This is a genomic window from Massilia sp. TWP1-3-3 (assembly GCF_049897805.1).
In the GTDB taxonomy this organism is placed as follows: Bacteria; Pseudomonadota; Gammaproteobacteria; order Burkholderiales; family Burkholderiaceae_D; genus Telluria_A.
This window is the reverse complement of the sequence record NZ_JAFCWX010000019.1, coordinates 15,787-42,503: the sequence shown is the minus strand read 5'-3', so window position 1 is coordinate 42,503 and position 26,717 is coordinate 15,787. Positions and strand designations below refer to the sequence as shown.

General features: G+C 60.6%; 26 protein-coding genes and 1 pseudogene. 13 read left to right on the top strand and 14 right to left on the bottom strand.

Annotated elements, in window-relative coordinates; all coding sequences use genetic code 11:
• Nucleotides 1-77 precede the first annotated feature (77 nt).
• From ACP7D4_RS18185 to ACP7D4_RS18150, 8 genes are all read right to left on the bottom strand, one after another.
• Nucleotides 78-761: a PEP_CTERM-anchored TLD domain-containing protein gene (locus tag ACP7D4_RS18185; RefSeq protein ID WP_426210535.1), complete on the bottom strand. Its 684-nt coding sequence runs from the start codon at nucleotides 759-761 to the stop codon at nucleotides 78-80.
• Between the two features lie 811 nt (nucleotides 762-1,572).
• Nucleotides 1,573-1,761: a hypothetical protein gene (locus ACP7D4_RS18180; RefSeq protein WP_426210533.1), complete on the bottom strand. Its 189-nt coding sequence runs from the start codon at nucleotides 1,759-1,761 to the stop codon at nucleotides 1,573-1,575.
• Nucleotides 1,758-2,528 (bottom strand): hypothetical protein, encoded by a 771-nt coding sequence (locus ACP7D4_RS18175; RefSeq protein WP_426210531.1) that lies wholly within the window; start codon nucleotides 2,526-2,528, stop codon nucleotides 1,758-1,760. Before ACP7D4_RS18175 ends, ACP7D4_RS18180 begins: the two co-directional genes overlap by 4 nt.
• An 80-nt stretch (nucleotides 2,529-2,608) precedes the next feature.
• Nucleotides 2,609-3,409 (bottom strand): hypothetical protein, encoded by an 801-nt coding sequence (locus ACP7D4_RS18170; RefSeq protein ID WP_426210529.1) that lies wholly within the window; start codon nucleotides 3,407-3,409, stop codon nucleotides 2,609-2,611.
• A gap of 118 nt (nucleotides 3,410-3,527) precedes the next feature.
• Nucleotides 3,528-3,827, bottom strand: a complete 300-nt coding sequence (locus ACP7D4_RS18165; RefSeq protein ID WP_426210528.1) for an antibiotic biosynthesis monooxygenase family protein — start codon at nucleotides 3,825-3,827, stop codon at nucleotides 3,528-3,530.
• An 82-nt stretch (nucleotides 3,828-3,909) separates the two neighbouring features.
• Nucleotides 3,910-4,848, bottom strand: coding sequence for a PA2778 family cysteine peptidase (locus ACP7D4_RS18160; RefSeq protein ID WP_426210526.1), 939 nt, complete (start codon nucleotides 4,846-4,848; stop codon nucleotides 3,910-3,912).
• A 34-nt stretch (nucleotides 4,849-4,882) separates the two neighbouring features.
• Entirely contained in the window at nucleotides 4,883-5,314 is a 432-nt protein-coding gene (locus tag ACP7D4_RS18155; protein WP_426210524.1) for a PA2779 family protein, read from the bottom strand.
• A 136-nt stretch (nucleotides 5,315-5,450) separates the two neighbouring features.
• A complete protein-coding gene (locus ACP7D4_RS18150; protein ID WP_426210522.1) occupies nucleotides 5,451-6,887 on the bottom strand; it encodes a TonB C-terminal domain-containing protein in 1,437 nt (478 codons plus the stop codon).
• 463 nt (nucleotides 6,888-7,350) lie between these two features.
• On the opposite strand from ACP7D4_RS18150, the gene ACP7D4_RS18145 reads away from it, so the two are divergent.
• Nucleotides 7,351-8,106 carry a hypothetical protein gene (locus ACP7D4_RS18145; RefSeq protein ID WP_426210521.1) on the top strand — a complete coding sequence of 252 codons (756 nt, stop codon included), beginning with the start codon at nucleotides 7,351-7,353 and terminating at the stop codon, nucleotides 8,104-8,106.
• Nucleotides 8,107-8,368: 262 nt separating this feature from the next.
• On the opposite strand, the gene ACP7D4_RS18140 is transcribed toward ACP7D4_RS18145, so the two are convergent.
• The gene (locus tag ACP7D4_RS18140) at nucleotides 8,369-9,637 is read right to left on the bottom strand and encodes an aldo/keto reductase (protein ID WP_426210519.1); all 1,269 of its coding nucleotides are present in this window, start codon (nucleotides 9,635-9,637) and stop codon (nucleotides 8,369-8,371) included.
• Between ACP7D4_RS18140 and ACP7D4_RS18135 the strand changes: the two genes are divergently transcribed.
• Nucleotides 9,600-10,166: a TetR/AcrR family transcriptional regulator gene (locus tag ACP7D4_RS18135; RefSeq protein ID WP_426210517.1), complete on the top strand. Its 567-nt coding sequence runs from the start codon at nucleotides 9,600-9,602 to the stop codon at nucleotides 10,164-10,166. The two genes, ACP7D4_RS18140 and ACP7D4_RS18135, sit on opposite strands and share 38 nt — an antisense overlap.
• Before the next feature lie 439 nt (nucleotides 10,167-10,605).
• Here the strand turns inward: ACP7D4_RS18135 and gyrB are convergent, their stop codons facing one another.
• From gyrB to dnaA, 3 genes are all read right to left on the bottom strand, one after another.
• Nucleotides 10,606-13,098 (bottom strand): DNA topoisomerase (ATP-hydrolyzing) subunit B, encoded by a 2,493-nt coding sequence (gyrB, locus tag ACP7D4_RS18130; protein ID WP_426210516.1) that lies wholly within the window; start codon nucleotides 13,096-13,098, stop codon nucleotides 10,606-10,608.
• A 178-nt stretch (nucleotides 13,099-13,276) separates the two neighbouring features.
• Entirely contained in the window at nucleotides 13,277-14,383 is a 1,107-nt protein-coding gene (gene dnaN / locus ACP7D4_RS18125) for a DNA polymerase III subunit beta (protein WP_426210514.1), read from the bottom strand.
• Nucleotides 14,384-14,608: 225 nt separating this feature from the next.
• On the bottom strand, nucleotides 14,609-16,018 hold the full coding sequence (gene dnaA, locus ACP7D4_RS18120; protein ID WP_426210512.1) for a chromosomal replication initiator protein DnaA: 1,410 nt from the start codon (nucleotides 16,016-16,018) through the stop codon (nucleotides 14,609-14,611).
• Nucleotides 16,019-16,437: 419 nt separating this feature from the next.
• Here dnaA and rpmH point away from each other — a divergent pair, with 419 nt between their 5' ends.
• From rpmH to mnmE, 5 genes are all read left to right on the top strand, one after another.
• Nucleotides 16,438-16,572, top strand: coding sequence for a 50S ribosomal protein L34 (gene rpmH / locus ACP7D4_RS18115; protein WP_010401996.1), 135 nt, complete (start codon nucleotides 16,438-16,440; stop codon nucleotides 16,570-16,572).
• Nucleotides 16,573-16,604: 32 nt separating this feature from the next.
• Nucleotides 16,605-17,000, top strand: coding sequence for a ribonuclease P protein component (gene rnpA, locus ACP7D4_RS18110; RefSeq protein WP_426210510.1), 396 nt, complete (start codon nucleotides 16,605-16,607; stop codon nucleotides 16,998-17,000).
• Nucleotides 16,997-17,257 carry a membrane protein insertion efficiency factor YidD gene (gene yidD, locus ACP7D4_RS18105; protein WP_426108001.1) on the top strand — a complete coding sequence of 87 codons (261 nt, stop codon included), beginning with the start codon at nucleotides 16,997-16,999 and terminating at the stop codon, nucleotides 17,255-17,257. The genes rnpA and yidD overlap by 4 nt, the downstream gene beginning before the upstream one ends.
• Before the next feature lie 11 nt (nucleotides 17,258-17,268).
• Nucleotides 17,269-18,942, top strand: coding sequence for a membrane protein insertase YidC (gene yidC / locus ACP7D4_RS18100; protein WP_426210508.1), 1,674 nt, complete (start codon nucleotides 17,269-17,271; stop codon nucleotides 18,940-18,942).
• Between the two features lie 158 nt (nucleotides 18,943-19,100).
• Nucleotides 19,101-20,480, top strand: a complete 1,380-nt coding sequence (mnmE, locus tag ACP7D4_RS18095; protein ID WP_426210506.1) for a tRNA uridine-5-carboxymethylaminomethyl(34) synthesis GTPase MnmE — start codon at nucleotides 19,101-19,103, stop codon at nucleotides 20,478-20,480.
• Nucleotides 20,481-20,533: 53 nt separating this feature from the next.
• Here the strand turns inward: mnmE and ACP7D4_RS18090 are convergent, their stop codons facing one another.
• Entirely contained in the window at nucleotides 20,534-21,166 is a 633-nt protein-coding gene (locus ACP7D4_RS18090) for a PEP-CTERM sorting domain-containing protein (protein ID WP_426210504.1), read from the bottom strand.
• 189 nt (nucleotides 21,167-21,355) lie between these two features.
• On the opposite strand from ACP7D4_RS18090, the gene ACP7D4_RS18085 reads away from it, so the two are divergent.
• From ACP7D4_RS18085 to ACP7D4_RS18060, 6 genes and pseudogenes are all read left to right on the top strand, one after another.
• Nucleotides 21,356-21,754, top strand: a complete 399-nt coding sequence (locus ACP7D4_RS18085) for a GFA family protein (RefSeq protein WP_426210502.1) — start codon at nucleotides 21,356-21,358, stop codon at nucleotides 21,752-21,754.
• 85 nt (nucleotides 21,755-21,839) lie between these two features.
• The gene (locus ACP7D4_RS18080; protein ID WP_426210500.1) at nucleotides 21,840-22,622 is read left to right on the top strand and encodes an EAL domain-containing protein; all 783 of its coding nucleotides are present in this window, start codon (nucleotides 21,840-21,842) and stop codon (nucleotides 22,620-22,622) included.
• 166 nt (nucleotides 22,623-22,788) lie between these two features.
• Nucleotides 22,789-23,277 carry a VOC family protein gene (locus tag ACP7D4_RS18075; RefSeq protein WP_426210498.1) on the top strand — a complete coding sequence of 163 codons (489 nt, stop codon included), beginning with the start codon at nucleotides 22,789-22,791 and terminating at the stop codon, nucleotides 23,275-23,277.
• A gap of 11 nt (nucleotides 23,278-23,288) precedes the next feature.
• On the top strand, nucleotides 23,289-23,717 hold the full coding sequence (locus ACP7D4_RS18070; RefSeq protein ID WP_426210496.1) for a YciI family protein: 429 nt from the start codon (nucleotides 23,289-23,291) through the stop codon (nucleotides 23,715-23,717).
• 52 nt (nucleotides 23,718-23,769) lie between these two features.
• Complete coding sequence (locus ACP7D4_RS18065) at nucleotides 23,770-24,582, top strand: YciI family protein (protein WP_426210494.1); 813 nt, start codon at nucleotides 23,770-23,772, stop codon at nucleotides 24,580-24,582.
• Nucleotides 24,583-24,630: 48 nt separating this feature from the next.
• Nucleotides 24,631-25,847, top strand: a pseudogene (locus tag ACP7D4_RS18060) (RNA polymerase sigma factor).
• A gap of 90 nt (nucleotides 25,848-25,937) precedes the next feature.
• On the opposite strand, the gene ACP7D4_RS18055 reads toward ACP7D4_RS18060, so the two are convergent.
• Nucleotides 25,938-26,693 (bottom strand): DeoR/GlpR family DNA-binding transcription regulator, encoded by a 756-nt coding sequence (locus ACP7D4_RS18055; RefSeq protein WP_426210492.1) that lies wholly within the window; start codon nucleotides 26,691-26,693, stop codon nucleotides 25,938-25,940.
• Nucleotides 26,694-26,717: the final 24 nt, after the last annotated feature.

Sequence of the window (26,717 nt, the reverse complement as noted above, 5' to 3'; positions counted from 1 at the left end):
GGGCTCACTATATCGCAAGCCAAAGCAAAACAGGGCCGAAGCCCTGTTTTGAAGTCCTGCTACCGCCCGGGTGCTGCTTAAGCCTGAGCGGCCTTCTTGCGACGCGATGCAACCACGCCGATCAGGCCCAGGCCCAACAGGAACATGCTTGCTGGTTCTGGAACCGCCTGGCCGGTGAAGCCGCCGATGGTGAACACTTCGAGCGCGCGGATTTGCATGTTCGAGCCGTTGTAACCGGAGCTGTCGACCAGCGAGTTCGCGCCGCCGCTGCCATAGCTGTAAGCGTACGAGTAGCCCATGTCGAGCGTGTTATTGACGTAAATGTCGTGGCCACCGCCGAACGTAGGACCATAGCCGGCGACGTTCGCCGTTTGATACTCGTTCGTCTGCTGACGCTTGACGCCGTCGGTCAGGTTGAAAACGAAGCCGTCATAGGTGTTCGTGACGTTGTAGCCGCTGAAGGAATTCCAGCTTACCGGATCATATCCGCCAATTGTCTTCCAGGTAATGCCGTCTTCCGACGCGCTCATCAGCGCAAAAGTTGCGCCCTTGCCGTCGGCTGCCGCGTGGAAATTCGTGGCGGTGCTGCCATTGGTTTTGGTGAAGATGTTGGTGAGGGTCAGCTGACCCTGGCCCAACCACAGTTCCAGTTGCGATTGGCCTGCAGCATTAATCAGGGTCGAGCCACCGACGACGACGCCGGCATGGGCGCTCATTGACAGGGTGAGGACGGCTGCGGCGATGAGGGTCTTGGCGAACATGATTTCTTTCTGGGTTAGGAACGATGTATTTTCTTAGCAAGGTCCATGCCAACAGGAAACTTTGCGGTCATTTTGTCCTTAAAAACATTAACTTAGTAAAATTTACGCAGTGAAAGTTTTGCTAAGATTTGGTCAACTATTCTTGAAGTGTAAAGATTCCCGACAAGACACATGCTTGCAGTTGGCCGTAAGCGACGTTGCTATTGGCAACGCGATTAATGTATAGCCCACTTACACCAATCACCATCAGCGCGAGAGAAAACTACATAAAAACAAGGAGTTGGTGCATTCCGACGAGTGGCGCAGCGATTGTGTGTAGATAGGCAAGACCAACTGCCTATTCGCCGCCGCCATGACTATCGTGTTCGCCACCGCGTTCTGCCCGCCAGTTACAAGCAAATTTTACGGGGCTGCCGCGAAACTGATGGGGAAACTGTGCGGAGCAGGAATCGCGAGTTGGACGACGATAAACCACACCCACATCGTCCCCCGAACGAGGGTGTTGCAAAGGGGGCGGAAGAGCGACGGCTTGGGCGCCCCCTTTTTCGACATGCTTGCGTTCCGTGGAGGCCTGTCGGCATGCGCTTCGCTTTTCCGACGGTCCATGCGCCCCTATTGCAACAGCCTCGAAAGCGGGGACTCATGGAACGGACGAGTCGCAGCTTCCCTCATTCTGGCTGGTCACTGTGACACATTGATTTCAATAAACCATTGGCATCCGTCCTATGGGTCCCCGCCCGTGCGAGGACGCTTGCGGCGGGCTTGTCTGCCGCCGGGTAAAACGGGACCCGGTGCCCGATCCGGTTTCACATCAAACGACAATCCCATAGCCGAGCTGACGAACCGCGCCGCGAAACGCCGCTTCGCGATCCTGGCGCGCCACCAGATGCCGTTCGCCCGCGCGCATGCACAGCTTGCCCGTGGCCATGTTCGCGGCAATCAGGCCGGCGGTGTCGGCGTCCACGCATTCAATCAGAACGCTCGCCCCAAGCACGGTCATGGCTTTGCCTTTCCTGGCGCAAGTGCGCAGGAAGCTCTCGACCTGGGAGGGCAGCGGCTGGCTGTCGCGCTCTTGCAGGAACGCCAGCAGCGACGCCGTCTCGGCGCCGCGTTCAATGGCCGCAATCGTTTTCTGCTGATCGAGGCGCCACAGGGCGCCGTCTTCGGTGCTGGCCCAGTTCTCCAGCTGTGCCGCCAGGCCAGGCAGACCGGTCTGTCGCTGACGGCAATCAGGCCCTGGTCGACCGCGCGCAGCATTGCCACCACATCGTGCAGCGCTTCGGCTGCGGTGGCGCGGATGGTCAGCGGTTTGCTATCCTCATCCACCTGCGGCGCTCGCGCATGGCTGGCGAGGGTATTGAGCGCGGGCTTGGGGGTAAAGGCTTTCAGGTCGGCGTGCAGATCGCGCGGCAACGCGATCTCGCCGTCCAATTCGTAAAGAAACAGGCACAAGGGCGTCAGCACGCTTGTTATATGCGATTTTTTTGGGTCTTGCTGGGTAAAAGCGGGCGCCTTGCCGTATTTGGCGGCAAACTTGGAAGCCTCGAAGACGCCTTGCGGATGATGCGCCGCTTCGCCCACGGCCAGGCGCTGGCACGGGTCCAGCCTTTCCCAGGCGTTGAGCCAGCCTTTGCCCGCCATTTGCTGCAGGATCAACGACACCAGCACGTCCTTGCGGGCGAGCGGGACCGGGTCCGGCAAATAGACGAGCAATTCCTTGATGCTGGTGAGATTGAGTTTGTTGATCAGGTCATGCAAGGTCGTCATGGCGGTCGCGCTAAAAAAACGACATGCATGACAATTCGGGACGGTGGCGTCAAGCGGCGGGTTTGCGGCCCGCCGCCGCGCTATTCACCTTTGAGAAATGCGCTTGGATCGCGTTCAAAGTCGCCGCACTTGGTGAGGAATTTGTCGGCGACGGCTTCGAGTTCGGTGCGCAGCAGAGCCAGCAGCGCCTTGCGTTCGGGGCACTGGCGCACCGACTGCGAGGGGCTGAGCGTGAGCAGGATCGTGGTGATGAGGCTGACGAGGCCCTGTGCCAGTTCCGCCATTTCCTTGGGAATGGCAAAGTGGCTGACCGAACTTTGAAAGTCGCCAAAGACATCGAGCACGCGCGCCGTTTCCTGGATCATGCGCGCATCGGTAAAGTAAGGGCCTTCGTCGATCAGCGAAAAAATGCCGGAAGCGGTGCCGGTCAAATCCTTGCTCGCCTGTTCAAGGCGCGATAAATTGCGGTGCCACGACTCTTCGCGCCATTTTTCCATCTGGATGAACGCTTCGATTTCGCTTTTGATTCTTGCCTGGGCTTCCAGGCTGGCGCGGTCGTGGCCAGCCATGAAGCGCTGGCGCATGGCGCGCTCGGCTGCTTCAAAGCTTTCGCGCTTGTCGCGCTCGGCCGCTTCAAACTGCTGCCACTTGGTTTGCGCCGCTTCGCGCTCGGCATTGGCCGCCGCGGCCAGGGATTGCTCGAAGGCTTCGCGCTTTTGCGCTTCATTGCGTTCGTGATTTTCGCGCACGGCTCGCTCGGAGCGCTCGAAGGAGCGGCGCGCTCTTTCGATGTCGCGGTCGGCCCAGATTTTCCAGCTCGTCATCAACAGCGATGCGATCGCGGCAATGACGGCGACGTATACGACATAAGTCTGCGGCATGAGATTCTCCCGAAATGAGGTGGCGACCGTATCGGCGAAACACGGTCGCGCTCTGTGGAAGTTTCCCCGATCTAATGTTGCTTCGCTTTGATCGATGTCGGGTGGAATTGAATGAAGCTTAGAAACCTTTGACGACTGTTGCGGTGTGGCCAACTTGCGGCGGCGCGGCGAAAAATTCACCGACCAGCTTGCGCCACTCGTCGAAGTCGGCACTTTCGCGGAAGTCGACCATGTGGTTCTCGACCGTTGCCCATTGCACGAGCAGCGAATAGTGCGATGGTTGCTCAACCGAACGCTCAAGGCGCATGGCGCTGCATCCCTTGGCGCGCTGGAACAAGGGAACTGCGGCTTGGACGGCGGCTTCAAACGCGGTTTCGGTACCTGGCTTGACTTGAATTTCTGCAACTTCCATGAACATGTTGATTCTCCGGTGAGCAAGTATTGTATCGGCTTCACCGGTACCGCGTTGCCAACCTGATATTTGCACTTGGGGAGTCAGTTCAGTGCTGGCGCTTCTTTTCGGCCACTTCGATCGACGCCAGCGTATCGCGGGCCGCCGCCTGCCACTGGCCGCCCAGGGCAATTGCCTGTTCGGCCGCCGCACGCGCTTCCGGCAAGCGGCCCAGTTCCATCAAGGTCACCGCCAGGTTGTTGAACGCCGGGCTGCTGTCGGGATGCAACGCTGAGGCCCGTTGATACGCTTCGGCCGCCGCAGCGCGGTCGCCTGCAGCGTAAGCGGTATTGCCCAGGCCAAGCGCCAGCGCCATGTTGGCCGGCCAGCGCTTGAGCCCCGCGGCGTAGGCCTTGCGGGCCTGTGCGGGCGGGCTGTTTTTTTCGTAAGCGACCAGCGCATCGACGGCCGGCGCTTCGGCCACCGTGCGGGGCAAGGCGCCAGGGGCCAGCGTGACCATCGACCAATAGTTGCTGCGCGCCCAGGTGTGCTCAAACGTGGACATGCGCATGACCATGCGTTCGGTCAGGCCGGAGCGCAGGATGATGTCGCCCTGGTCAAGGTCGTAGCCGATGACGAGCGCGTAATGCCATCTGGGCGCGATCGGCAGGCTGAGGTTTTGGAGAATCAATACGGGCGTGCCGGCCGCAACTTCCGCCAGCAAGGCATCAAGGCGGGGCGGCAGAGGCATGCTGAAAGCGCCGTTGCGCCGGCCTGCGGCGAGCATTTCCACTTGCAGGCTGCCTTGTCGTTGCGGCAGATAAACTTGGGGAACCAAGGCATCCGCATCTACCGCAAACCCGGCCGCGCGCAGCGACATGGCGAGCGCAGCAGGTCCGCACTGGTAGCGCTCTTGGGCGATGAAGGGCGTGGCCTTCAATTCCACCTGGCGCGGCAGATCCGTGCGCGCTGCCGAGCGCAGCGCGGTGGTTTGCGTCGCGCAACCGGACAGCAGCACCAGCACCAGTACCAGCGCAAGCCCTGGCAACCAACCGATCCGGAAGCGCTTTGATGCTGACAAATTAATGGCGCAGCGAGCGGGTGAACGGGAATACTTTGGTAAAGCCGATGATGTCGGTGATCAGCAAGAGCACGAAGATGAAGACGATCGTGCCGATGATGCCGTCAGCGCCGGCGGGCAGCGAGTCGACCTGCTTGGCGATCGAGGCGGTTTCAGCGTCGGTCATGGCGGCGACGCGAGCGCGCGCCTGGTCGGTGTCAATGCCCATCCGTTGCAGTTCGGCCTGGACGTCGGCGCGTTCGAACGATGCCGCCACTTTGGCGCGGTTTTGCACCGCTGTCGCAGCCGAGACCACTTGCTCGGTGCTGATCATGGTCGCTTGTACCGATTGGGTGAAGCCGAGGAACATGACTGACGTGATCAGCGTATGGGCGACTAATTTTTTAAGGGGATGGGTCATCGAAGGCTCCTTGAGCAAGTGTGTGTTTTTCATCATAACCGCTCAGGAAATCTTGTAGCAAGGGATGCACCTGATCGCGCGCGCCAATTGTGTTGAAAGACAGATTTTTGTGGCCTTTTGACGCCAAAACCTTGTCAAAAAAGTCTTGAAAGGCCACGCCGGCGCAAAATTACTGCAGGCGTATGGCAACGTCGAATATCCAGGTGCGGCGAATTTCGATCACGTCGTACTGGCGCGCGAGGGCGGGCGGGAAGGCACCGTAGGGCGCCTGGCTGGCGACGACCTTTCTGATCGATTCATCGATGGCGGGCACGCCGCTCGAGGCCACGAAGGTGACCTTTTCCACTGAGCCATCGGCGCGGATCGCCACCGTGACGATGGGTTGGACGTGGGCTTGTTTGACCACGTCGCGCAGCATGTCGATCGTCATGTTCATCTCGATTTTCTTGCTCATCGCTTCGGCGTACTGGACCAGGTCGGCATTCGGGTCGGCGCGGCCCAGCAGCCAGCCGCGGCGCAGGCCGCTGAGCCCGGGCAGCAGCGAGCGTGACGGGTTGCCCGGCGCCGGGTCGCGCTGGGCCGCCTCGGCGTTGAGTTGCTTGCCGATCGCGCGCAGACGCTCTTCGCGTTTGGCTTCCTGCTCGGCCCGCTCTCGCTGGGCCAGGTCTTGTTTTGCCTGGTCTTGGGTTGCGGCTTCTTGTTTTGCTGCGGATTGTCGCGCGGCCTCTTGTCTGGCTGCGTCTTGTTTTGCCGCGTCTTGTCGCGCTAATTCTTGTCGCGCCGCTTCTTGCCGTGCAGCTTCTTGTCGTGCAGCCTCTTGTCGTGCCGCGTCTTGCCTTGCCATGTCTTGTCGCGCCATCAGTTGTCGCGCTGCCTCTTGTCGGGCTATCTCTTGCGCTGTATCCTGCGCTGCCTTTTGCTTGACCTCTGCTTGTCGCGCCGCCTCTTGCCTTGCTGCTTCCTGGCGCGCAGCATCCAGTTGGTTTTGCGCCTGCCGCGCCGCTTCAAGCTGCGCTTGCCTTGTCTGCTCTTGCCGGGCGGCTTCCAACCGCGCATTCTGCTGAGCCTTTTCTTCCTGGGTTGCGCGCTCTTGCCGCATTGCTTCTAGTCGCGTCGCCTCTTGCCTGGCCATCTCTTGACGCTGTGCGGCGATTCGGGCTGCTTCCCGGTTCGTGGCGCTTTCAGTGCTTTGCTTTTCCTGCTCAAGCCGTGTCTGTTCCAGAGCCTCCTGTTCAGGCCGTGGTACCGCCTCAGGACGAACTTGCCGCTCGGCGACTGCGGGCGCTCTGACCGGTGGCGCGTCGGCTGCGATCGGCAGGTCTATGTTCGGCCGCTGCGCTGGGGCCTTGGCCGGCATCGGTGCTGGTGGCGCAATTGCTACCTTGGCGGCCTCGGTATCGGCCATGTCGGCGACGGTTGGGGACGGTGTGGCGGCAACCACCGGCAGCGTTGCGGGCGGCTCGGGCTGCGCCGGGGCAAGCAGGATGCGCAAATCATTGGCGCCCAGGCGCCTTTCTTTCCAAGGGAAATTGAGTCCGGGGAGGCCGAAGGTTTGCCCACCCAAGGCGACGCTCAGCAACAGGCCGTGAGCCAGCAAGGACAGCATCAGCGCAGTGTGCAGTCGCCAGGGGCCACGCTCGAGGATGGGGGCAGTTATCAATGGATGCCTTTGGCGGCGCGTGCAAGACGCAGTCAAACGGACTTCGGCAAGCTCCGTCTAAAGATTGTAAATCTTATCATGGTAGCCGGACTGGTCCGCCGCACGCAGGTGCGTGCCGGCTCACATCTTCTTACAAACTGCGCCAACGAATTTTGCAAAAGGCGCTAAGCTCTTGGCTCGGGAACTATGACGTGGGTAGCAGATTATGAAGTCGCAGCTTCTTGAAGACATTGGCCAAAGCGCTACCTTGTCCCTCGTGCCTTCTGGCAAAGCGCCACATGCCAGTATGCCCCAGGCGGACCAAGCAATTGGGCAAGAGCGCGCCACAACGCCTGTCAAGCCGCGCTCCGCGTTTGGGGTCTGGCGAGACAGGAGGGCTGCCGAGCCAGTACCTGAGCCAACTGCCATCGTGGAAGCGCCGCCTGTGCCTGTTGCTCCCGTTTCTGCGGCCGAAGCAGCGCTGCAAGGTCCGGTGTTCGACATCATCCTTTCCTCACCGCTGGCGCCGCAATCCGATTTGATCGAACCTGAAAGAACCTGGATCGAGCCATCGGTGCGGCGCTACTTGCTGTGCGGCTCGGTTGTCCTCGCAGGCGTGTTGATTGGTGCGTGGCTGTATGGAGAAAAAAAGGATGCTGGCGCGCTGGCGGTGGTCGCCGCGCAAGTGAATGCGCAACCGCAGATCGGCAAAGTCGTGAAGCGGCCCGCGATGGGCGTAAAGGAGTTCACGCTGGGTACTGACGGCGAAGTACGAGTAGCGTCGGTCGTGCCCGCTACGTCTCCGAGCGTTCCCCCGCATGCTGTACCCGTGGTTCCTCCCCTTGTGCTACTTGAGCCTAAAAAGGTTGCCGAACTGGTGCCTGCGGCATCTGCTGCACCGTTGCCAAAGCGCGTGCGTCGGGTCGAGCGCGCGCAAGTCATCGCGGCACCCGCGAAGGTAGAACGCGCGAAGGTGGCGCGCGAAAAGGTGGCGCGCGAAAAGGTGGAACGCGCGAAGGTGGACCGTGCACCCGAGCGTCCCGTTGCTCGCGAAGCGGAGCCGGGGTCGGCCTTCGCAATGAAAGCAACGCTCGAGGCATGCAAGAACCACGGATATCAGCCGGCGCAATGCGTCAAGCAGGCATGCAGCGTGGGGAAATACGGCTTTGTTTGCCGTGGCAAGTGATGTAATCCAAAACGCCCGGTGTTCAGCCGGGCGTTGTTTACAACTACAGTAGCTGTAGGGAGAACCAATTATTGGCGCATCGCCAGTTTCACGCCATTGCGAGACGCTAAATATTCGGCAGCATAATTTGGCACAGATTTACTCATGATCTGCCAAACGCCTTGAGGAGAAAACTTCTTGCGTCATTTATGAGAAGAACGACATATCTTTCAGGTATCGCGCAGTTGAATGAGCATGTCAGGCTGGCAAGAGCAACGCCGTGTCAAGCGGTTAAATGCCGCACAGAACTGCCGCCAAACACAGCGTGCTGACGCAACGATGGTGTAAACAAACTATAAAGCATTTTCTGGTCGGGCGCGCTGACGGCATCCAATGCTTCAAGATGTTGCGGTGACAAAACGATGTCCAACGCGGATGCGTTATCGGCTATCTGCGCTACTCGGCTGACGCCCATCAAGGTCGATGTCACACCTGCACGGGCAGTCACCCAAGAAAGGGCTACCTTTGTTTGGCTTAAGCCAGTTTCGTCAGCAACCGCCTTGAGCGTGTCCAGGATTTTCCAATTTCGTTCGGTAAATAGCGAGTCACCAAACGGATTGGCGCCGTCCAAGCGTTTGTCACTCTCCGGCCTTGTCTCTCCTTCTTGAGCTGCTTCGCGGGGCAGTCCAGCCGCTCGCGGTGCAGCGCTTTCAACACTCACCCGGTCATATTTCCCGGTAAGCAGGCCGAATGCAAGTGGACTCCATGGCACGATGCCCATGCCGAATTCTGCCGCCAAAGGGACGAACTCGTCTTCGATATCGCGGTTGACAAGAGAATAAAAAAATTGCAACGCGATCGGACCCGGCAGACCGCGGGTCGCGGCCAAGGTCGCCAGTTTTGAGATGTACCACGCTGGTGTGTTCGACATGCCCCAATAACGAATTTTTCCAGAACGAACCAGCGCTGCCATTGTTTCCAGCAGTTCTTCCGCAGGGGTGACCGAGTCCCACACGTGAATCCAGTAGAGATCAATATAATCGGTTTGCAAGCGACGTAGCGATGCTTCCAGCGCAGTACGTATGTGCTTCGACCCATTGCCGCCAACTTGAGGTCCCTGACCGTCCGCAAAACCCGATTTGGTTGCCAGCACAATGCTGTCACGCAGTGAACCGCCGTGTATGAATTTACCCAGCATTTCCTCGCTACGGCCACCTGAGTAAACGTCGGCAGTGTCGATAAAATTCCCACCTACTTCGAGGAAGGCGTTGAAGACTGACCGCGATTCCGTCTCGCCCGAACCCCATCGTGCAGTACCGAAGGTCATGGTTCCAAGGCAAAAAGGGCTGATAACCAGCCCGGAACGCCCAAGGGTACGATAGTCTGTCATAGGCATAGCTTTACTTTCAGAGTGATTGATAGGAAAATGATAGACCAATTTTCCAAGGCTCGCAACAATTTTCCTAGCGATCACTAAATATATGATGCAGATAAACAAGAAGAAGGGTCGGCCCTTGTCCTTTGACCGCGATGAAGCCTTGCGCAAGGCCATGATCCTGTTCTGGCAGCATGGGTACGAGGCCACCTCGTTGAACGACATAACGACGGCGTTAGGGGTTAAGCCGTCCAGTGTTTACTCGGCGTTTGGAGACAAAAAAGGGCTGTTCCTCGACGCCGTCGGTCTCTATCTGTCAGGCCCCGTCACCTCTGAGGCGATCATCGACGACGCTGTTTCTGCGCATGATGCCGCGCACGAACTACTTCGCGTCGCGGCAATCGGCTTCACGGGCAAGGACACGCCGCCAGGTTGTTTGTTGGCCAGTTCAGTGATTAGTTGTTCGAAAGCCGCCAACGACGTAAAAGTGGCGCTGGCAGCGATTCGCAGCGGGATAGAAGCGCGCTTGCGTACAAAAATTTTGCAGTCTATCGATGACAAGCAGTTACCGGATGACACTGATGCAGAGGGCTTGGCGGCAATGACAATCGCTGTCATTCAGGGAATGTCTACATTAGCCCGTGATGGCGCCACGCGTGAAAAATTACTTAATATTGGAAATATGGCAATGAAAACTTGGCCATAATTGGCGCCTTCCTTTCGGAAAAGGGCTACTGCAGGGCTGGCCCGGCAACTTGCTCATGCACTTCATTGACAGCCAGTGCGAGCACACGGTCATCGACCGCGAGCGACCGTACTCGATTACCAGTGCATTGACAGATAGGGTGAGGATCGGCCAACTGATTGCAGTGGATTCGGGTCAAAATCCGCATCAAATGCGAGCCCATCCGTTTTCAACGCGGGTCGCTACCGGTTGTGCCCACGAAAAGGGAAGGGAACAGACTTTCCGAAGAGTTGCAGCCAGAAAATCGGTGCGGAAATGAAAAATCCCGAGCGGTGGGAGCTCGGGATTTTTTACGACGTACATCTTGATAGGACAATTTTTCAGGAGAAATCTCGACGTTCCGCCAGCTGATACTTCCCAAACTGCCAGCTTTTAGCGCCCCCCTACACTGCTTGGTCGCTTACACGTCGATATTACCGGCCTGCAGCGCATTCGACTCAATGAAATGCCTGCGCGGCTCAACATCGTCGCCCATCAGCGTGGTAAAGATCTGGTCGGCAGCAATCGCGTCTTCAATCTGCACCTTCAGCAAACGGCGCACGGTCGGATCCATCGTGGTTTCCCACAGCTGCTCCGGATTCATCTCGCCCAGCCCTTTGTAGCGCTGCTTGCTGACGGTACGCTCGGCTTCGTCGCGCAGCCACTGCATGGCGTGGTGGAAGTCGACCACGGCCGATTCCTTGACGCGCTCGCCTTCGCCGCGGCGAATGAATGCGCCTTCGCCGATCAAGCCCTTGAAAGTGGCGGCAGCGGCGGCCAGGGTCGCGTAGTCGGCGCCCTGCACGAAGTCCGCATCGATCGAGCTGATTTTCACGTTCCCGTGATGCATGCGCTCGATGCGCAGGGCGTGCTTCTCGCTCAATTCATCGGAACGCACCACGACTTTGACGGCCTTGTCGGCGATGGTCGCCTCCAGCGCCCTGGCCGATACTTCGGCAGCGTCAATGGTGGTCAGGTCCAGTTCAACGCCGGTCATGATGGCGGTCAGCGCGGCGCGGTCGATCACGCGCGTCAAGCGCATCATGATGGCGTTGGCCAGGTTGAACTGGCGTACCAGTTCGCCCAGCGGCTCGCCGACGATCGGGTCGGCGCCGTCGCGCGGCGTGAGCGAGGCGGTGTTCAGCGCCACCGTCATCATGTAGCTCGCTTCTTCGACGTCGTCTTTCAGGTAGCGCTCGTCGCGCCCGGCCTTGACCTTGTACAGCGGCGGCTGCGCGATGTAAATGTGGCCGCGCTCGACCAGTTGCGGCATCTGGCGGTAAAACAGCGTGAGCAGCAGCGTGCGGATGTGGGCGCCGTCGACGTCCGCATCGGTCATGATGATGATGCGGTGGTAGCGCAGCTTTTCGACGTTGAATTCGTCCGGGCCGATGGAGGTGCCCAGCGTGGCGATCAGCGTGGTGATCTGCTCGGACGAGAGCATTTTTTCAAAGCGCGCCTTTTCCACGTTCAGCACCTTGCCGCGCAGCGGCAAAATAGCCTGGAATTTCCGATCGCGGCCCTGCTTGGCGGACCCGCCCGCGGAGTCTCCCTCGACGATGTACAGTTCGCACAGCGCCGGGTCTTTTTCCTGGCAGTCGGCTAATTTTGCCGACAGGCCCAGGCCGTCCATGATGCCTTTGCGGCGCGTCAGGTCGCGCGCCTTGCGCGACGCTTCGCGCGCACGCGCCGCTTCCACGATTTTGCCGCAGATGATCTTGGCGTCGTTCGGCTTTTCCATCAGGTAGTCGGTGAGGGTCTTGGCGACGATCTCTTCGACCGGACCGCGCACTTCGCTGGAAACCAGTTTGTCCTTGGTCTGGGAGCTGAACTTCGGCTCCGGTACCTTCACGGACAGCACGCAGGTCAGGCCTTCGCGCATGTCGTCGCCGGTGATTTCCACTTTCGCCTTCTTGGCGTAGTCGTGTTCATCGATGTACTTGTTGATCACGCGCGTCATTGCCGCGCGCAGGCCGGTCAGGTGGGCGCCGCCGTCGCGCTGCGGGATGTTATTGGTAAAGCACAGCACCTGCTCGTTGTAGGCGTCGTTCCACTGCATCGACACGTCCACGCTGATGTTGGTATTCTGGTCCGACATGCGCTCGCCGGTGGCCTGGAAAATGGTCGGGTGCAGCACCGTCTTGGCCTTGTTGATGTATTCGACAAAGCCGCGCGTGCCGCCTTCGAAGGCGAACACTTCTTCCTTGCCGGTGCGCTGGTCGCTCAGCTTGATGCGCACGCCGTTGTTCAGGAAGGACAGTTCGCGGATGCGCTTGGCCAGGATCTCGTAGTGGAATTCGACGTGCGTGAAGATCTCTTCGTCGGCCCAGAAATGGACGTCGGTGCCGCGCTTGTCGGTCTCGCCAATGACCTTGATCGGGGAGCACGGCACGCCATTGACGATTTCAATTTCGCGGTTTTGCGGCACGCCGCGCACGAACTCCATGTAGTGCACTTTGCCGTCGCGGCGGATGGTCAGTTTCAGCAGTTTCGACAAGCCGTTCACGCACGAGACGCCCACGCCGTGCAGGCCGCCGGAGACCTTGTACGAGTTCTGGTCGAACTTGCCGCCCGCGTGCAGCTCGGTCATGACGATTTCGGCGGCCGAGCGTTTTGGCTCGTGCTTGTCGTCGAATTTCAGGCCGGTGGGCACGCCGCGGCCGTTGTCAGTGACCGAGATCGAGTTGTCGGAGTGGATCGTGACGTGGATCTCGGTGCAGTGGCCGGCCAGCGATTCGTCGATCGAGTTGTCCAGTACTTCGAACACCAGGTGGTGCAGGCCGGTTCCGTCCGAGGTGTCGCCAATGTACATGCCTGGGCGTTTGCGCACGGCTTCCAGGCCTTCCAGAATTTGAATCTGGGCGGCGCCGTATTCCTGCTCTTTAGGAGGGATTGCTGGGGTGTTCTCGGACATGGATGCTTTCTCTAAAAACTGCTTGTTTCGGGTGCTGGCTACGACATCGTCCTCGCGTAGGCGGGGACCCATGGAACATTTGCTCTGAGCCATCGTTCTATAAGTCCCGCCCCGCCGGACCGCCGCATTCGCGAGGCCGATGTGGTGGCTGTGTTGCGTGTTCCTTCGCTACTCTCGACTAGATCCGCATCGGCATCACAACGTACTTGAAGTCCGCGTTCTCCGGAATCGACATCAGCGCCGACGAATTGGAGTCGCCCAGCGAGATGTTGACCTGGTCGCACTTCAGGTTGTTGAGCACGTCGAGCAGATACGTCACGTTAAAGCCGATATCGACGCTGTCGCCGCCGTAATCGATCTCGAGTTCTTCGACCGCTTCTTCCTGGTCGGCGTTGGTCGAGCTGATCTTCATGCTGCCCGGCGTGATGATGCAGCGCACGCCCTTGAATTTGTCGCTCGTCATGATCGCCGCGCGCTGCAGCGAACGCAGCAGTTCGTCGCGCCCGATCGTGAAGTCGTTCTTGTATCCCTTTGGAATCACGCGGGTGTAGTCGGGGAACTTGCCTTCGACCAGCTTGGAGACCAGCTCGATGTCGGCGAACGTCAGCTTGACTTGCGACGCAGAAATGTCGAGCCGGACCGGTTCGTCGCTTTCTTCCAGCAGGCGTTGCAGTTCGATAATCGTCTTGCGGGGAATGATGACTTCCTGGCGCGTGAATTCCTGCTCCGTCTCGACCTGGCAGAACGCCAGGCGGTGGCCGTCGGTGGCCACGGCGATCACGTTGCGACCGTCGAGCACCAGCAGCAGGCCGTTCAGGTAGTAGCGAATATCCTGCTGCGCCATGGAAAAGTGCACCATGTTGAACAAGTGCTTGAGAGTTTTTTGCGGCAGGGTGACGGTGGCGCTGAAGGTTTCGGCCACGTTCACGGTTGGAAACTCGGCCGCGTCCAGCGTCTGCAGCGCGAAGCGCGACTTGCCGGTCTGGACGGTGAGGCGCTTGTTCACCAGCGTCATCGTCACGTCGCCCGATTCCGGCAGCGCGCGCAGGATGTCGAGCAGCTTGCGCGCCGCGACCGTGGTGCCCGCAACGTCCGCGCCCGAGCCGATTTGCGCGTGCGTGGTGATCTGCACTTCGGTGTCGGTCGACAGGAACGAGACGTTTTCGCCGTCCTTGCGGATGAGGATATTGGCCAGAATCGGCATAGTGTGCCGACGCTCGACAATACCGCTCACGATCTGCAGTGGCCGGAGAAGGGTATCTCGGGTGGTTTTGACCAATTGCATAGTAATCCTCGGTAAGTTGTCAGAATGATACTTAAAATCTTGTTGCTGGTGCTATATTTTGCCAGATGTCGCGGTCGAGGCCAAAATCGGGGGTGGTGACTGAGCTTGGCGGAATGCGCTGGCGCTTTTCCGCCCTACGGTTCATCGCGATGGTTCGTTGCGATCCGTAGGGCGGAAAAGCGCACGGCCTCGGCGGCCCCCTTTTCCGCCATGAGCCGCCCGGACCTATCCCTTCAAGGTCTGTTCAAGCACGTGCAACTCATGATTGCACTCCGGATTCTTGGTCCGGTCCAAGGCAATCTTGCGCACCGCGTGCAGCACCGTCGTATGATCGCGCCCGCCAAACAACTCGCCAATCTCCGGCAAGCTCTTCTGCGTCAATTCCTTGGCCAGGTACATCGCAATCTGGCGCGGCCGGGCAATGTTCGCCGGCCGGCGCTTCGAGTACATGTCCGCCACCTTGATGCTGAAGAAGTCCGCTACCGTCTTCTGAATGTTTTCTACCGAAATTTGCCGGTTCTGTACCGACAGCAAATCTTTCAGCGCTTCTTTCACCACGTCAATCGTGATGTCCTTGCCGTGAAAGCGCGAGTACGCCAGGATCTTGCGCAGCGCGCCTTCAAGCTCGCGCACGTTCGAGCGCAAGTGCTTGGCGACAAAAAACGCCACGTCGTCCGAAAACGTCACGCCTTCCGACTGCGCTTTTTTTAGCAAAATGGCGACCCGCATTTCCAGCTCCGGCGGCTCGATCGCCACCGTCAGGCCGGAATCGAAACGCGAGATCAGGCGGTCGTCCATGCCCGTAATTTCTTTCGGGTAGGTGTCGCTGGTGATGATGATCTGCTTCTTGGCGGCAATCAGCGCTTCGAACGCATAGAAAAATTCTTCCTGCGTGCGGCTTTTGCCCCCGAAAAACTGGATATCATCGATCAGCAGCATGTCGAGCGAATGATAATAATGCTTGAAGTCGTCGAAGCCCTTGCGCTGGTAGGCCGTCACCACGTCGCGCACGTACTGCTCGGCGTGGATGTAGCGGATGCGCGCGCCCGGCTGGTCGGCCATGACCTGGTTGCCGATCGCGTGGATCAGGTGCGTTTTACCCAGGCCCACGCCGCCGTAAAAGAACAGCGGGTTGTACGAAACGCCGGGATTGTTGGCCACCTGGATCGCTGCAGCGCGCGCCAGCTGGTTGGCCTTACCGGTGACAAAACTGTCGAAGGTCAGTTCGTTGTTGACGCGGCTTTGCTCGCGCCGCGGCGGGCTGCCGATGTTGAACATTTCCGGCGTGCCGGGCTGGCCTTCGTTCGCGTTGCTCTGGTGATTGTTGATCGTGCCTTGCATCGGGCCGTCGTTCGGCGCCGGATGCGGGGCGACTGCCTTTTTGGGCAGCGCATTGCGCGGGTCGAGCACGAACTGCACTTCGGTGGGCTGCTCCCAAAACTGGCAGGCCAGTTCGGTGATGCGGCTGGCGAACTGCGTTTTCACCCAGTCCAGCTTGAAGCGATTAGGCGCGGCAACGCGCAGCTTGCCGTCCTCGTAATCGAGGGCAACCAGCGGTTTGATCCACGCACTGAATTGTTGCGGTGTCAGTTCCAGTTCCAACTGCGCGGAACAGGTCTGCCAAAAATTTTCCATGAATCGTCTGTCTGAATAAGGTGTGGAGGGGCGGTTCGATGAAGCTGTGCGCCACACGTAACACGCTATTCTACCTGCCGCGGGCAGAGTTATCCACAGGCACGCCGCTTATTTTCGAACCCGTAGGGCGGAAAAGCGCAGCGCATTCCGCCAATGTCCGCGTCAACACGGCGCACACCTTTGGCGGAATGCGCTGCGCTTTTCCGCCCTACACTACCCGGGAACGCAACGGAATCGGCCGCCGATCTCTCTCAATCCTTGACAGGTGGGCCCAAAATCGTGTCTAATCCAGGGTTCCCCGCCCGTACTCCGTGCAAGCAAGCCATTTTGTGGCCTGTTGGTTTGGCTTAGCGGGTAAAAAAGACTGACGGGACGTCAGACCCGATTTTGCATTTTTATTTGCTTTAAGCGAGACCACCATGAAACGTACTTACCAACCTTCCGTCGTTCGTCGCAAGCGTACGCACGGCTTCCGTGCACGTATGGCTACCCGTGGCGGCCGCGATGTGCTCAATGCACGCCGCGCCAAGGGTCGCAAACGCCTGGCTGTATAAGTCTGGCACTGACTGCTGCAGCGCGGTTGGCTATGACTAGCGAAGGTTCACACGACTTCGCGCGCGTTCGGCGTATCGTTAAAACGGATGAATTTTCATCCGTTTTTCGTTTGCGCCCGGCGCAAAAAACGGCGCACTTCGTGCTGTACACCCGTTCGAACGACTTGCCGCATGCGCGGCTCGGCGTCGTGGTGGCCAAGCGCTTTGCGCCGCGCGCTGTCACGCGCAATACGATCAAGCGGGTCACGCGCGAACTGTTCCGCGTGGCGCAGCTGCCTGCCGTCGACTGCATCGTGCGCCTGGCGCGCCCGGTCAACACCAAGCAAGGCCCGGCCACCAACGCCGCGCTGAAGGCGACGTTGCGCACTGAAATCCAGAAGCTGTTTTCGTCCCAGGCGCCGCGCGCCGTCGCAGGGCCGGCGCCATGAAGCGCCTGCTCGTGTGGATCCTGCGCGCCTACCAGCTGATGCTCTCGCCGATGCTGGGCCAGAGCTGCCGTTTCTATCCGAGCTGCTCGCACTATGCGATCGAGGCGCTGCAAACCCATGGCGCCGCGCGCGGCAGCTGGCTGGCCGCGAAACGCGTCGGCCGCTGCCACCCATGGAACGAAGGCGGACACGATCCTGTGCCGCCCCCGCATCACAAGAATTCATCTACAGCCGCCTGCGGCTGCAACCACTCCTGACCAATACATCAATGGATATCAATAAACGCACCATCCTCTGGATCGTCTTTTCCGTATCGCTGGTTTTCCTTTGGAATAACTGGATGGTCGCAAACGGCAACCAGTCCATGTTTTCGATGACGTCGCCGCCAGCCCAGGTTGCGCAAGCGCCAGTGGCTGTGAATCCTGCTGCCGGCGTTCCTGCGGCAACTGGCGCCGCCGCGGCGGTGCCGGGCGCCCCAATGGCGCCACCGGCGATCAAGACCGAAATCATCACCATCACTACCGACGTCTTCAAGGTTGACATTGACACCGCCGGCGGCGTCGTGAAGCGCCTTGAGCTGCTCAAATTTCGCGACAAGGTGGACAAGACCAAGAACCAGGTGCTGTTCGACGTGACGCCAAAAGGCGCATACATCGGCAAGACCGGTCTCTTGCTCACTGGCGCGGCGTTGCCAAACGAGAGTACGCCATTCGTCGCCAAGCCGGGCCCGCGCGCACTCGACAGCGCCAATGAAGTGCAACTGGTACTCGAGGGCGAGGCTGGCGGCGTCAAGCTGATCAAGACCTTTACCTTCAAGCGCGGTGAATATGTCATCGGCATGCGCCACGACGTGACCAACACGACCGCGAACCCGGTGTCGCCATCGCTGTACCTGAAGCTGCAACACCACGGCAACAAGCCTGAGGGCGAGTCTTACTTTACGTCGAGCTATACCGGCCCGACCATGTACACGCCCGAAAACAAATACGAAAAGCTCAAGTTCGAAGATATCGAGAAGAAGGGCACGGCCGCGCACACGCAATCGTCCACCGGCGGTTGGATCGCCATTTCGCAGCACTATTTCGTCTCCGCGTTCCTGCCGCCTGAAGGCCTGCAGCGTGACACCTTCACCCGCAAGACCCAGGGTGTGAGCAACCTGTACGAAATCGAGAGTGTGATGCCGCTGGGCGCGATTGCGCCTGGCGCGACCAAGAGCGCCGACGTGCGCATGTACTCGGGCCCGCAGGACGAGAACAAGCTCGAGAAAATCGCTCCGGGCTTGGAGCTGGTCAAGGACTACGGCATGCTGACGGTGCTGGCCAAGCCGATCTTCTGGGTGATGGACCAGATCCACACTTACCTGGGCAACTGGGGCTGGACTATCATCGCCTTTACGATCCTGATCAAGCTGCTGTTCTTCCCGCTGTCGGCTGCCGGGTACAAGAGCATGGCGCGCATCAAGGTGGTGACGCCGAAGATGACGGCGATCCGCGAGAAGTACAAGGGCGACCCGGCCAAGATGAATCAGGCCACGATGGAGCTGTACAAGACCGAGAAGATCAACCCGCTGGGCGGCTGCCTGCCGATCCTGGTGCAGATGCCGGTGTTTATTGCGCTGTACTGGGTGCTGCAGGCGTCGGCCGAAATGCGCGGCGCGCCGTGGGTGGGCTGGATCCAGGACTTGACGGCGCCGGACCCGTATTTCATCCTGCCGGTGCTGTACGCGATTTCGATGTTCATCACGACTAAGCTCAATCCGGCGCCCGCCGATCCGATGCAGGCCAAGATGATGCTGTTCATGCCGCTGATTTTTTCGGTGATGTTCGTGTTCTTTCCGTCCGGCCTGGTGCTGTACTGGGTGGTGAACAACATCTTGTCGATCGCGCAGCAGTATGTGATTACCAAGAAGTTCGAAGTCGCGGCGACGACCGTCAAAAAGTAAACGCCACCCATCGTCCTCGCGTACGCGGGGGGCCATAGAACGGCTCACCTGAGCAACTGTCCTATGGGTCCCCGCGTGCGCGGGGACGATGTTGGTTGGGCCAACAATCAAGCCCGTGCCCCGCACGGGCTTTTGCATTTCTAACTTACAATCCCCTCATGAAACTCGACACCTCCCCCATCGCCGCCATCGCCACCGCCCCGGGCCGCGGCGGCATCGGCGTCGTGCGCGCCTCCGGCAAGTCGCTCGCGCCGCTGCTGGTCGCGCTGTTCCCGGGCGCGACGCTGGCGCCGCGCCACGCCACCTACCTGCCGTTCCGGCAAGCCGACGGCATGGTCATCGACCAGGGCATCGCGATCTACTTCAAGGGTCCCCATTCCTACACCGGCGAAGATGTGCTCGAACTGCAGGGCCACGGCGGCCCGGTGGTGCTGCAAATGCTGCTCGCGCGCGTGCTCGAGGCGGGCGCCGGCGCCGGCCTGCGCCTGGCCGAACCGGGCGAATTCACGCGCCGCGCCTACCTCAACGACAAGCTCGACCTGGCCCAGGCCGAAGCCGTGGCCGACCTGATCGACGCCTCCACGGAAGCGGCCGCGCGCTCGGCCACGCAATCGTTGTCGGGCGAATTTTCGCGCACCATCCATGCGCTGGTCGAGCAAACCACCGGCCTGCGCATGCTCGTCGAAGCCACGCTCGACTTCCCGGAAGAAGAAATCGACTTCCTCGAAAAATCCGACGCGCGCGGCCAGCTGGCCGTGATCATCGCGTCGCTGGAAGCGGTGTTCCAGAAGGCGGCCCAGGGCGCGCTGCTGCGCGAGGGACTCAACGTGGTGCTGGTGGGCCAGCCCAACGTGGGCAAGTCGTCATTGCTCAACGCCTTGGCCGGAGCCGACGTGGCCATCGTCACGCCGGTGGCCGGCACCACGCGCGACAAGGTCAGCGAAACCATTCAGATCGAGGGTATCCCGCTTAATATCATCGACACCGCCGGCATCCGGGTGATCGACCATGCGGTTGACGTCGTCGAGCGCATCGGCATCGAACGCACATGGCTGGAGGTGGGCAAGGCGGACGTGATCATGCACTTGCTCGATGCGGGCATCGGGCCGGCGCGCGCCGACGAGGATATCGTGGCAGCCTTTCCTGAAGGCATACCGGTGGTGCGCATCTGGAACAAAATCGACCTGTCGGGCCACAAGGCTTCGGTCGATGCCCAGGACGATGCGACCCATGTCTATTTGTCGGCGCAGGAGCACGAGGGCATTGACCTCTTGCGCGCCGAACTGCTGCGCATCGCCGGCTGGCAGCAGACCGGCGAATCGCTGTTTCTGGCGCGCGAGCGGCACTTGATCGCACTGCGTTCGGCGCGCCGGCATCTGGAGCTGGCCGCCGAACACGCGGCCCAGAGCGACCAGTCGCTCGACTTGTTCGCCGAGGAGCTGCGCCTGGCACAGCTGCAACTGTCCAGCATTACCGGAGAGTTTTCCTCGGACGACTTGCTGGGAGTGATCTTCAGCCGATTTTGCATCGGCAAGTAAGCCGCGCAAACTGCCGTGCAGGCTGCCGCGCAAAAACTGCCGATTAGCTAAGATCAGGCGCGGCGGCGGCGCAGCCGGGCCAGCGCGATGATCGCCAGCGCGGACAAGGCCAGCGACGATGGCTCGGGAACGTCAACCAGGCCGGTGACCGTGGCGGTATTGGTCTGGTTAGTGAACGATACAAGCTGGCCGGCGTCAAACATGCTGCCGTTGTCGAAGTTGATGGCGGTGCTGGTGCGCACCTCGGTACCTCTCATCAAGACCGGCCCTTGCGGCACAACAAGTGTCGACAAGTCAAAGGCGTAGCCGAAACTGAGCTGGGTGCCGGCATAACCGGTGAGGATGGTGCCAAAGTCGTCAACCTTGAAGCCGAACACCGTGCCGCCAAAATAGAGCTGGGTCGGGTTGGTGACGTGCGCGTTGTCCAGGCCCAGTGCAGCGGCGGTAATGTAAACCTCAGCCGCATACGCATTCTGGAAATCGCCAAAGCCGCTGCCCAGATTAGGGGTGTCGGTGTCGGTCTTGATCGACATGGTAAAGGCGCCGGTCGATTGCAGCGTGCCGTTGAAAACGACCGTCACAGGTGAAAAAGTATAGTCGATCGAAATCGGGGCGGCGGCCGATACGCTGCAGGCGGCCATTGCACCGATGAAAAGGGCACGCTGCAAGAGTGACTTGATGGTCATTGGAAACTTTCTTGGTAAGAGATTTAGTCATATTTCGCGCAAGCAATATCCGTGCCATTGTAAATTTGTCAGCAAAATCAACAAGCTAGGTGGGATACGCGGATATCTCGCCCCGATCTGTCAATAATTCCGACAGGCGTTAGGATAGGCGGCAAGGAACGCAGTCAAACTCTGAAAGGGGGCGCCATCATGCTGACCGGAGGATGCTATTGCCAGGCGATCAAGTATCAAGCTGCGGGCAACGCAATAAACCGTACCATGTGCCACTGCACCATTTGCCGGGGCACAACCGGCGCGCCATGCGTGGCCTGGGTCAGCGTACCGGCGAACGCGTTTCGCTTTACCAAGGGCAGTCCCACGCTGTTTCGTTCCAGCCAGCACGACACCCGCGCGTTTTGCGGCCACTGCGGCACCCAGCTGACGTTTTCCGACGACGTCAGTGCCGACGAAGTCGACCTGACCACCTGCAGCCTGGACGTGTACACCGGGGTCGAACCGCAGGACCACTCCTTTATCGCCAGCCAGGTGCCGTGGCTGCAACTTGGCGACGGCCTGCCGCGCTACCAGCGCAGCCGCGCCGAAGACTAGCGGCGTTCCTGTTCACTCTGCCGGCGTACCGCCGAACGCGGCGATCAGTTATAGTTATTCTTTCAGTTTCTGTGACAGGCTGTTCATGATTCCCATTCATTCCGGCAATGAAGACGCATCAACGCCTGGATGCAAGGCCTGCCGCACCGACGGCGAGCTTGGCTTTGACTTCGCCTACGCCTATCAGCCCATTGTCGACCTCGACAGCCACACCATCTACGCCCACGAGGCGCTGGTACGCGGGCCGCAGGGCGAGTCCGCCTTCAGCGTTTTGTCCCAGGTTGACGACAGTAATCGTTACCAGTTTGACCAGGCGTGCCGGGTCAAGGCGATCCGGGGCGCGGCCGAACTTGGCATGCAGGAACTGCTGTCGATCAATTTTCTGCCGAATGCGGTGTACCGTCCCGAAGCTTGCATCCGTAGTACCTTGGCCGCCGCCCTTGAATATGGCTTTCCGATCGAACGCATCATCTTCGAGGTCACGGAAGGCGAGCAGGTGATGGACCGTCCCCATCTGGTCAATATCTTCCAGGAATACCGGCGCTTCGGGTTTCACACGGCCATCGACGATTTTGGCGCCGGGTACGCAGGCCTGAATTTGCTGGCCGAATTCCAGCCCGACATTATCAAGATCGACATGGACCTGGTGCGCGACATTGACAGCAGCGCGCCCAAGCGCGCCATCGTCAACGGCATCGTAGCCATTTGCGGCGCACTCGGCATCCGGGTGCTGGCCGAGGGCATCGAAACGGCGGCCGAACGCGACTGCCTGCGCGCGGCCGGCATCAGCCTGATGCAGGGCTACCTGTTTTGCCGGCCGGCGTTCAAGGCCCTGGGCAGCGTTGCGCCGCAGGCGTGGGGCCGGTAAAAAAACCTTTCAAGTATTTGTCGCCTGGCGTGTCGATTTGGCGACGCGTCGAACGTCGTAGTCATAGCAACCCGCTTTTCAGGCGGACAGCGATCTGGTTCTGCCGCCTGGCGTACAGAACTGATTCAAGTATGGATTGCCTAACTCGAAACGAAAGGACACGATCATGAACGCACAAGTACGCGCAATTCCTGAAGACATGCACACGCTCACCCCGCATTTGGTATGCGCCGATGCGCTGGGCGCAATTGACTTTTACAAACGCGCCTTTGGCGCGACCGAAGGCGGAGTCATGCTCACGCCCGACGGCAAGCTCATGCACGGCATGATCCGGATCGGCGATTCCGCCTTGATGCTGATGGAGGAAAACCAGCAATGGGGGGCGCTCGGACCCACCATGCTGGGTGGCTCGCCCGTGACGATCCACCTGTACGTGAAAAACTGCGACGAAGTGTACGCCAAGGCCGTGGCCGAAGGCGCCACCGCTAAAATGGTGCCGGCCGACATGTTCTGGGGCGACCGCTACGGCGTACTGACCGACCCTTTTGGCCATAGCTGGTCGGTCGCCACGCATATTCGCGACGTGCCGCACGACGAAATGCAAGCGGCCATGGCAAGCATGGGCGATTGCCCCGATGCAGTGCCACAAGCCTGAAGGGGACCGACATGAAATTCATGGTGATCGTCAAGGCCAGCCCCGAGTCGGAGGCAGGCAAGATGCCGAGCGAAAAGCTGCTCATGGAAATGGGCAAGTACAACGAGGAATTGGTCAAGGCCGGCGTGCTGCTGGCCGGCGAGGGCTTGCATCCCAGTTCAACCGGGGTGCGGGTGCAGTTTTCAGGCGCCAAGCGCACGGTCGTGGACGGGCCGTTTGCCGAAACCAAGGAATTGATTGCGGGCTTCTGGCTGTTTCAGGTCAAGTCCCGGGAAGAGGCGATTGAGTGGGTCAGGCGCTGCCCCAATCCGATGCAAAGCGATTCCGAGATTGAGATCCGGCAAGTGTTCGAGGCCCAAGACTTTGGCGCCGAGTTCACGCCCGAGCTGCGCGAGCAGGAAGAGCGCTTGCGCGCCCAGGTGGCCCAGCGGCAGGCTTAGCCAGTACTGCAGAGGCAAAAGATGGCTACCGATACAGAATGAGGAGCAAGCAATGCAATTCATGATCCTGCGCCGCGCCGACGAGCGCTCTGAGGCCGGCCGGCTTCCCGCCGCCGAAGCTGACCTGCTCTTCGCGCACCTTCAGCCTAGCGCCAATGCGGTGCGCCTCACCTTGCGTAACGGCGAAGCGACCATCACTCCCGGGCCATTTCCCGACCCGGCTGACATGATCGCTGGCTTTGCCGTCATCGACGTCGCCTCCATCGGCGAGGCCGTCGCCTGGCTCAAACGCTGGCCTGCATCGGACGCGCAGGTCGAACTGGAAATACGCGAGAGCGGCTGCCCCGGCGGCTGCGCCCAAGTCGTCGGGCAAGAAGGTGCGCAGGAAGGTGCGCAGGAACGCGCCGCTGCGCAGGGCAAGCGCTTTGCCATTTTGCTGCGCTCTTCGCGCGCGCTCGAGGATGAAGAACCGGTAGCGCAAGCCATGCTCGACGCGTTGGACGCCCACAACGCCGAGCAAGCCAGGGCGGGCGTGTTGCTTGCCGCGGACGGCCTGCGCACCAGCGCGCGCGGGGTCCGCGTCAAGGTGAAAAAAAATACCTTTGCCGTCATCGATGGCCCCTTCACCGAGATCAAGGAAATGATCGCCGGCTTCTGGATGATACGCGTGCCCGAGATGGCGGACGCCATCGCCTGGGCCAGGCGCAATCCCTATCCCGTCGGGCCCGACGTCGAGGTGGAGATTCGCCAGCTGTTTGACGCCAGCATCGATATCGACCAGTTCACGCCGGCCCTGCAAGCGGCCGAACAGCGCATCCGCGACGAGCAGCTCGAAGCGGGCATGCGCGCGCAGTTCACCGCCTAGGCCGTGAGTACGGGCGACACCGCGCGCGTGGCCGATGCCCTCTGGCGCATGGAATCGGCAAAGATCATCGGCGCCCTGGCGCGCATGCTGCGCAACGTCGGCCTGGCCGAAGAACTGGCGCAAGACGCCATGGTCGAGGCGTTCGAGCGCTGGCCGCAGTCGGGCATTCCCGACAACCCCGGCGCGTGGCTGATGACGGTTGCCAGGAACCGCGCGCTGGACCACTTGCGCCGCGCGAAGCTGCAGCAGTCAAAGGAGGGCGAGCTCACCTACGCTCTCGAGACCGAGCTGCAAGACGCGGCGAGCGACCTGGAAGCGCTGATCGACGACGACATCGGCGACGACTTGCTGCGCCTGATGTTTGTCGCCTGTCACCCGGTACTGTCGACCGAGGCGCGGGTAGCGCTGACGCTGCGCATGGTGGGCGGCCTGTCGACCATGAAATCGCGCGCGCCTTCCTGGTGTCCGACGCGACCGTAGCGCAGCGCATCGTGCGCGCCAAGCGCACGCTGGCGGAAGCGCGCGTGCCGTTCGAGGTGCCGCGCGCGGCCGATCTGGCGCCGCGCCTGGCGTCGGTGCTGCAAGTGATCTACCTGGTCTTCAATGAAGGTTGTGCGGCCAGCAACGGCGGCGACTGGCTGCGTCCGCGTCTGTGCGAAGAGGCGCTGCGCCTGGGCCGCATTTTGGCCGAGCTGGCGCCGCAGGAGCCTGAAGTGCACGGGCTCGTTGCGCTGATGGAGATCCAGTCCTCGCGCGAGCGCGCCCGTGTCGGGCCGGCGGGCGAGCCGGTGCTGCTGCTCGACCAGGACCGTAGCCGCTGGGACCAGTTGCTGATCCGCCGCGGTCTGGCCGCGCTCGAGCGTGCAGCCCAGCTGGGCCAGGGCTACGGACCCTATGCGCTGCAGGCGGCTATTGCAGCCTGTCACGCGCGCGCGGCACGCCCCGAGGACACCAACTGGCAGCGCATCGCGGCGCACTACGATGCGCTCGCACAGCTGGCGCCGTCGCCCATCGTCGAGCTGAACCGGGCGGTGGTGCTGTCGATGGCATTCGGTCCTGCAGCCGGGTTGGCGCTGGTTGACCGTCTCGCCGGCGAGGCCGCGTTGCGGCATTACCATCTGTTGCCCAGCGTGCGCGGGGATTTGCTGGCCAAGCTGGGGCGGCATGCCGAGGCGAGCGTGGAATTTACGCGCGCGGCAGGATTGACCAACAATCTGCGCGAGCGCGAACTGTTGCTGGCCCGGGCGCTAAGGACGAAGGGCTAGCATTTCGGCCGTCCGTTTCGTTTCCAAACGTGGCCGTTCAGCCATGACTATAAAACCTTGCCTGATGCATGGCGGGGTGGAGAATACGTACTAAGAGCGCACCACCGTAATATTGAGCCGTTCGAGTGCGTCTATAAAAGCGGGGGGTGACTCGCGCTCAAGCACAATACTGTTTGCCAAGCCAAGGTCGCCAATCTTGCAGCGCGACGCTGCATTGATTTTTTCATGCGACGCGAGCACGATCGTTTCTGCCGCCTGGCTCGCCAACGCCCGTTTCATGTAGGCCTCCTCCAGATCCCCTGTGCTCAAACCTGCACGAAGATGCACGCCTGTGACTCCCATGAAATACATGTCGGCACGAATGTGCCTCAGCGCCTCGATGGCCGCCGCGCCGACCGTCACCATCGAATGGCGGAATAGTCGGCCGCCGATCAGGATCACTTCGATATCAAGGTGATCGGCCAGCGCCACCGCGACATGCGGGCTATGCGTCACCACCGTGGCTGTCAGGGACTTTGGCAAACAGCGCACCAGCTGAATCGACGTGGTGCCGCCGTCGACAATGATGGTATGGCCAGGCGCCACCAGCTGCGCTGCTGCGCGCGCGATACGCTCCTTGGCCGGGCTCGACAGATTCTCGCGCAATGTCAGGTTTGCCACTGCCGGCGAGGACGGCAGGGCGCCGCCATGCACCCGTTGCAACAGCCCTTCGGCCGCGAGCTCGCGCAGGTCACGCCGAATCGTGTCTTCCGACACCGCAAAGCGTTCGCTCAGCGCTTTTGCGATCAGGTGGCCGTCGTGGGCCAGCGTGTCCAATATTTCACGCTTGCGTTGAGATGTCAGCATGGTTTGTCACCGTAAATGACAGCA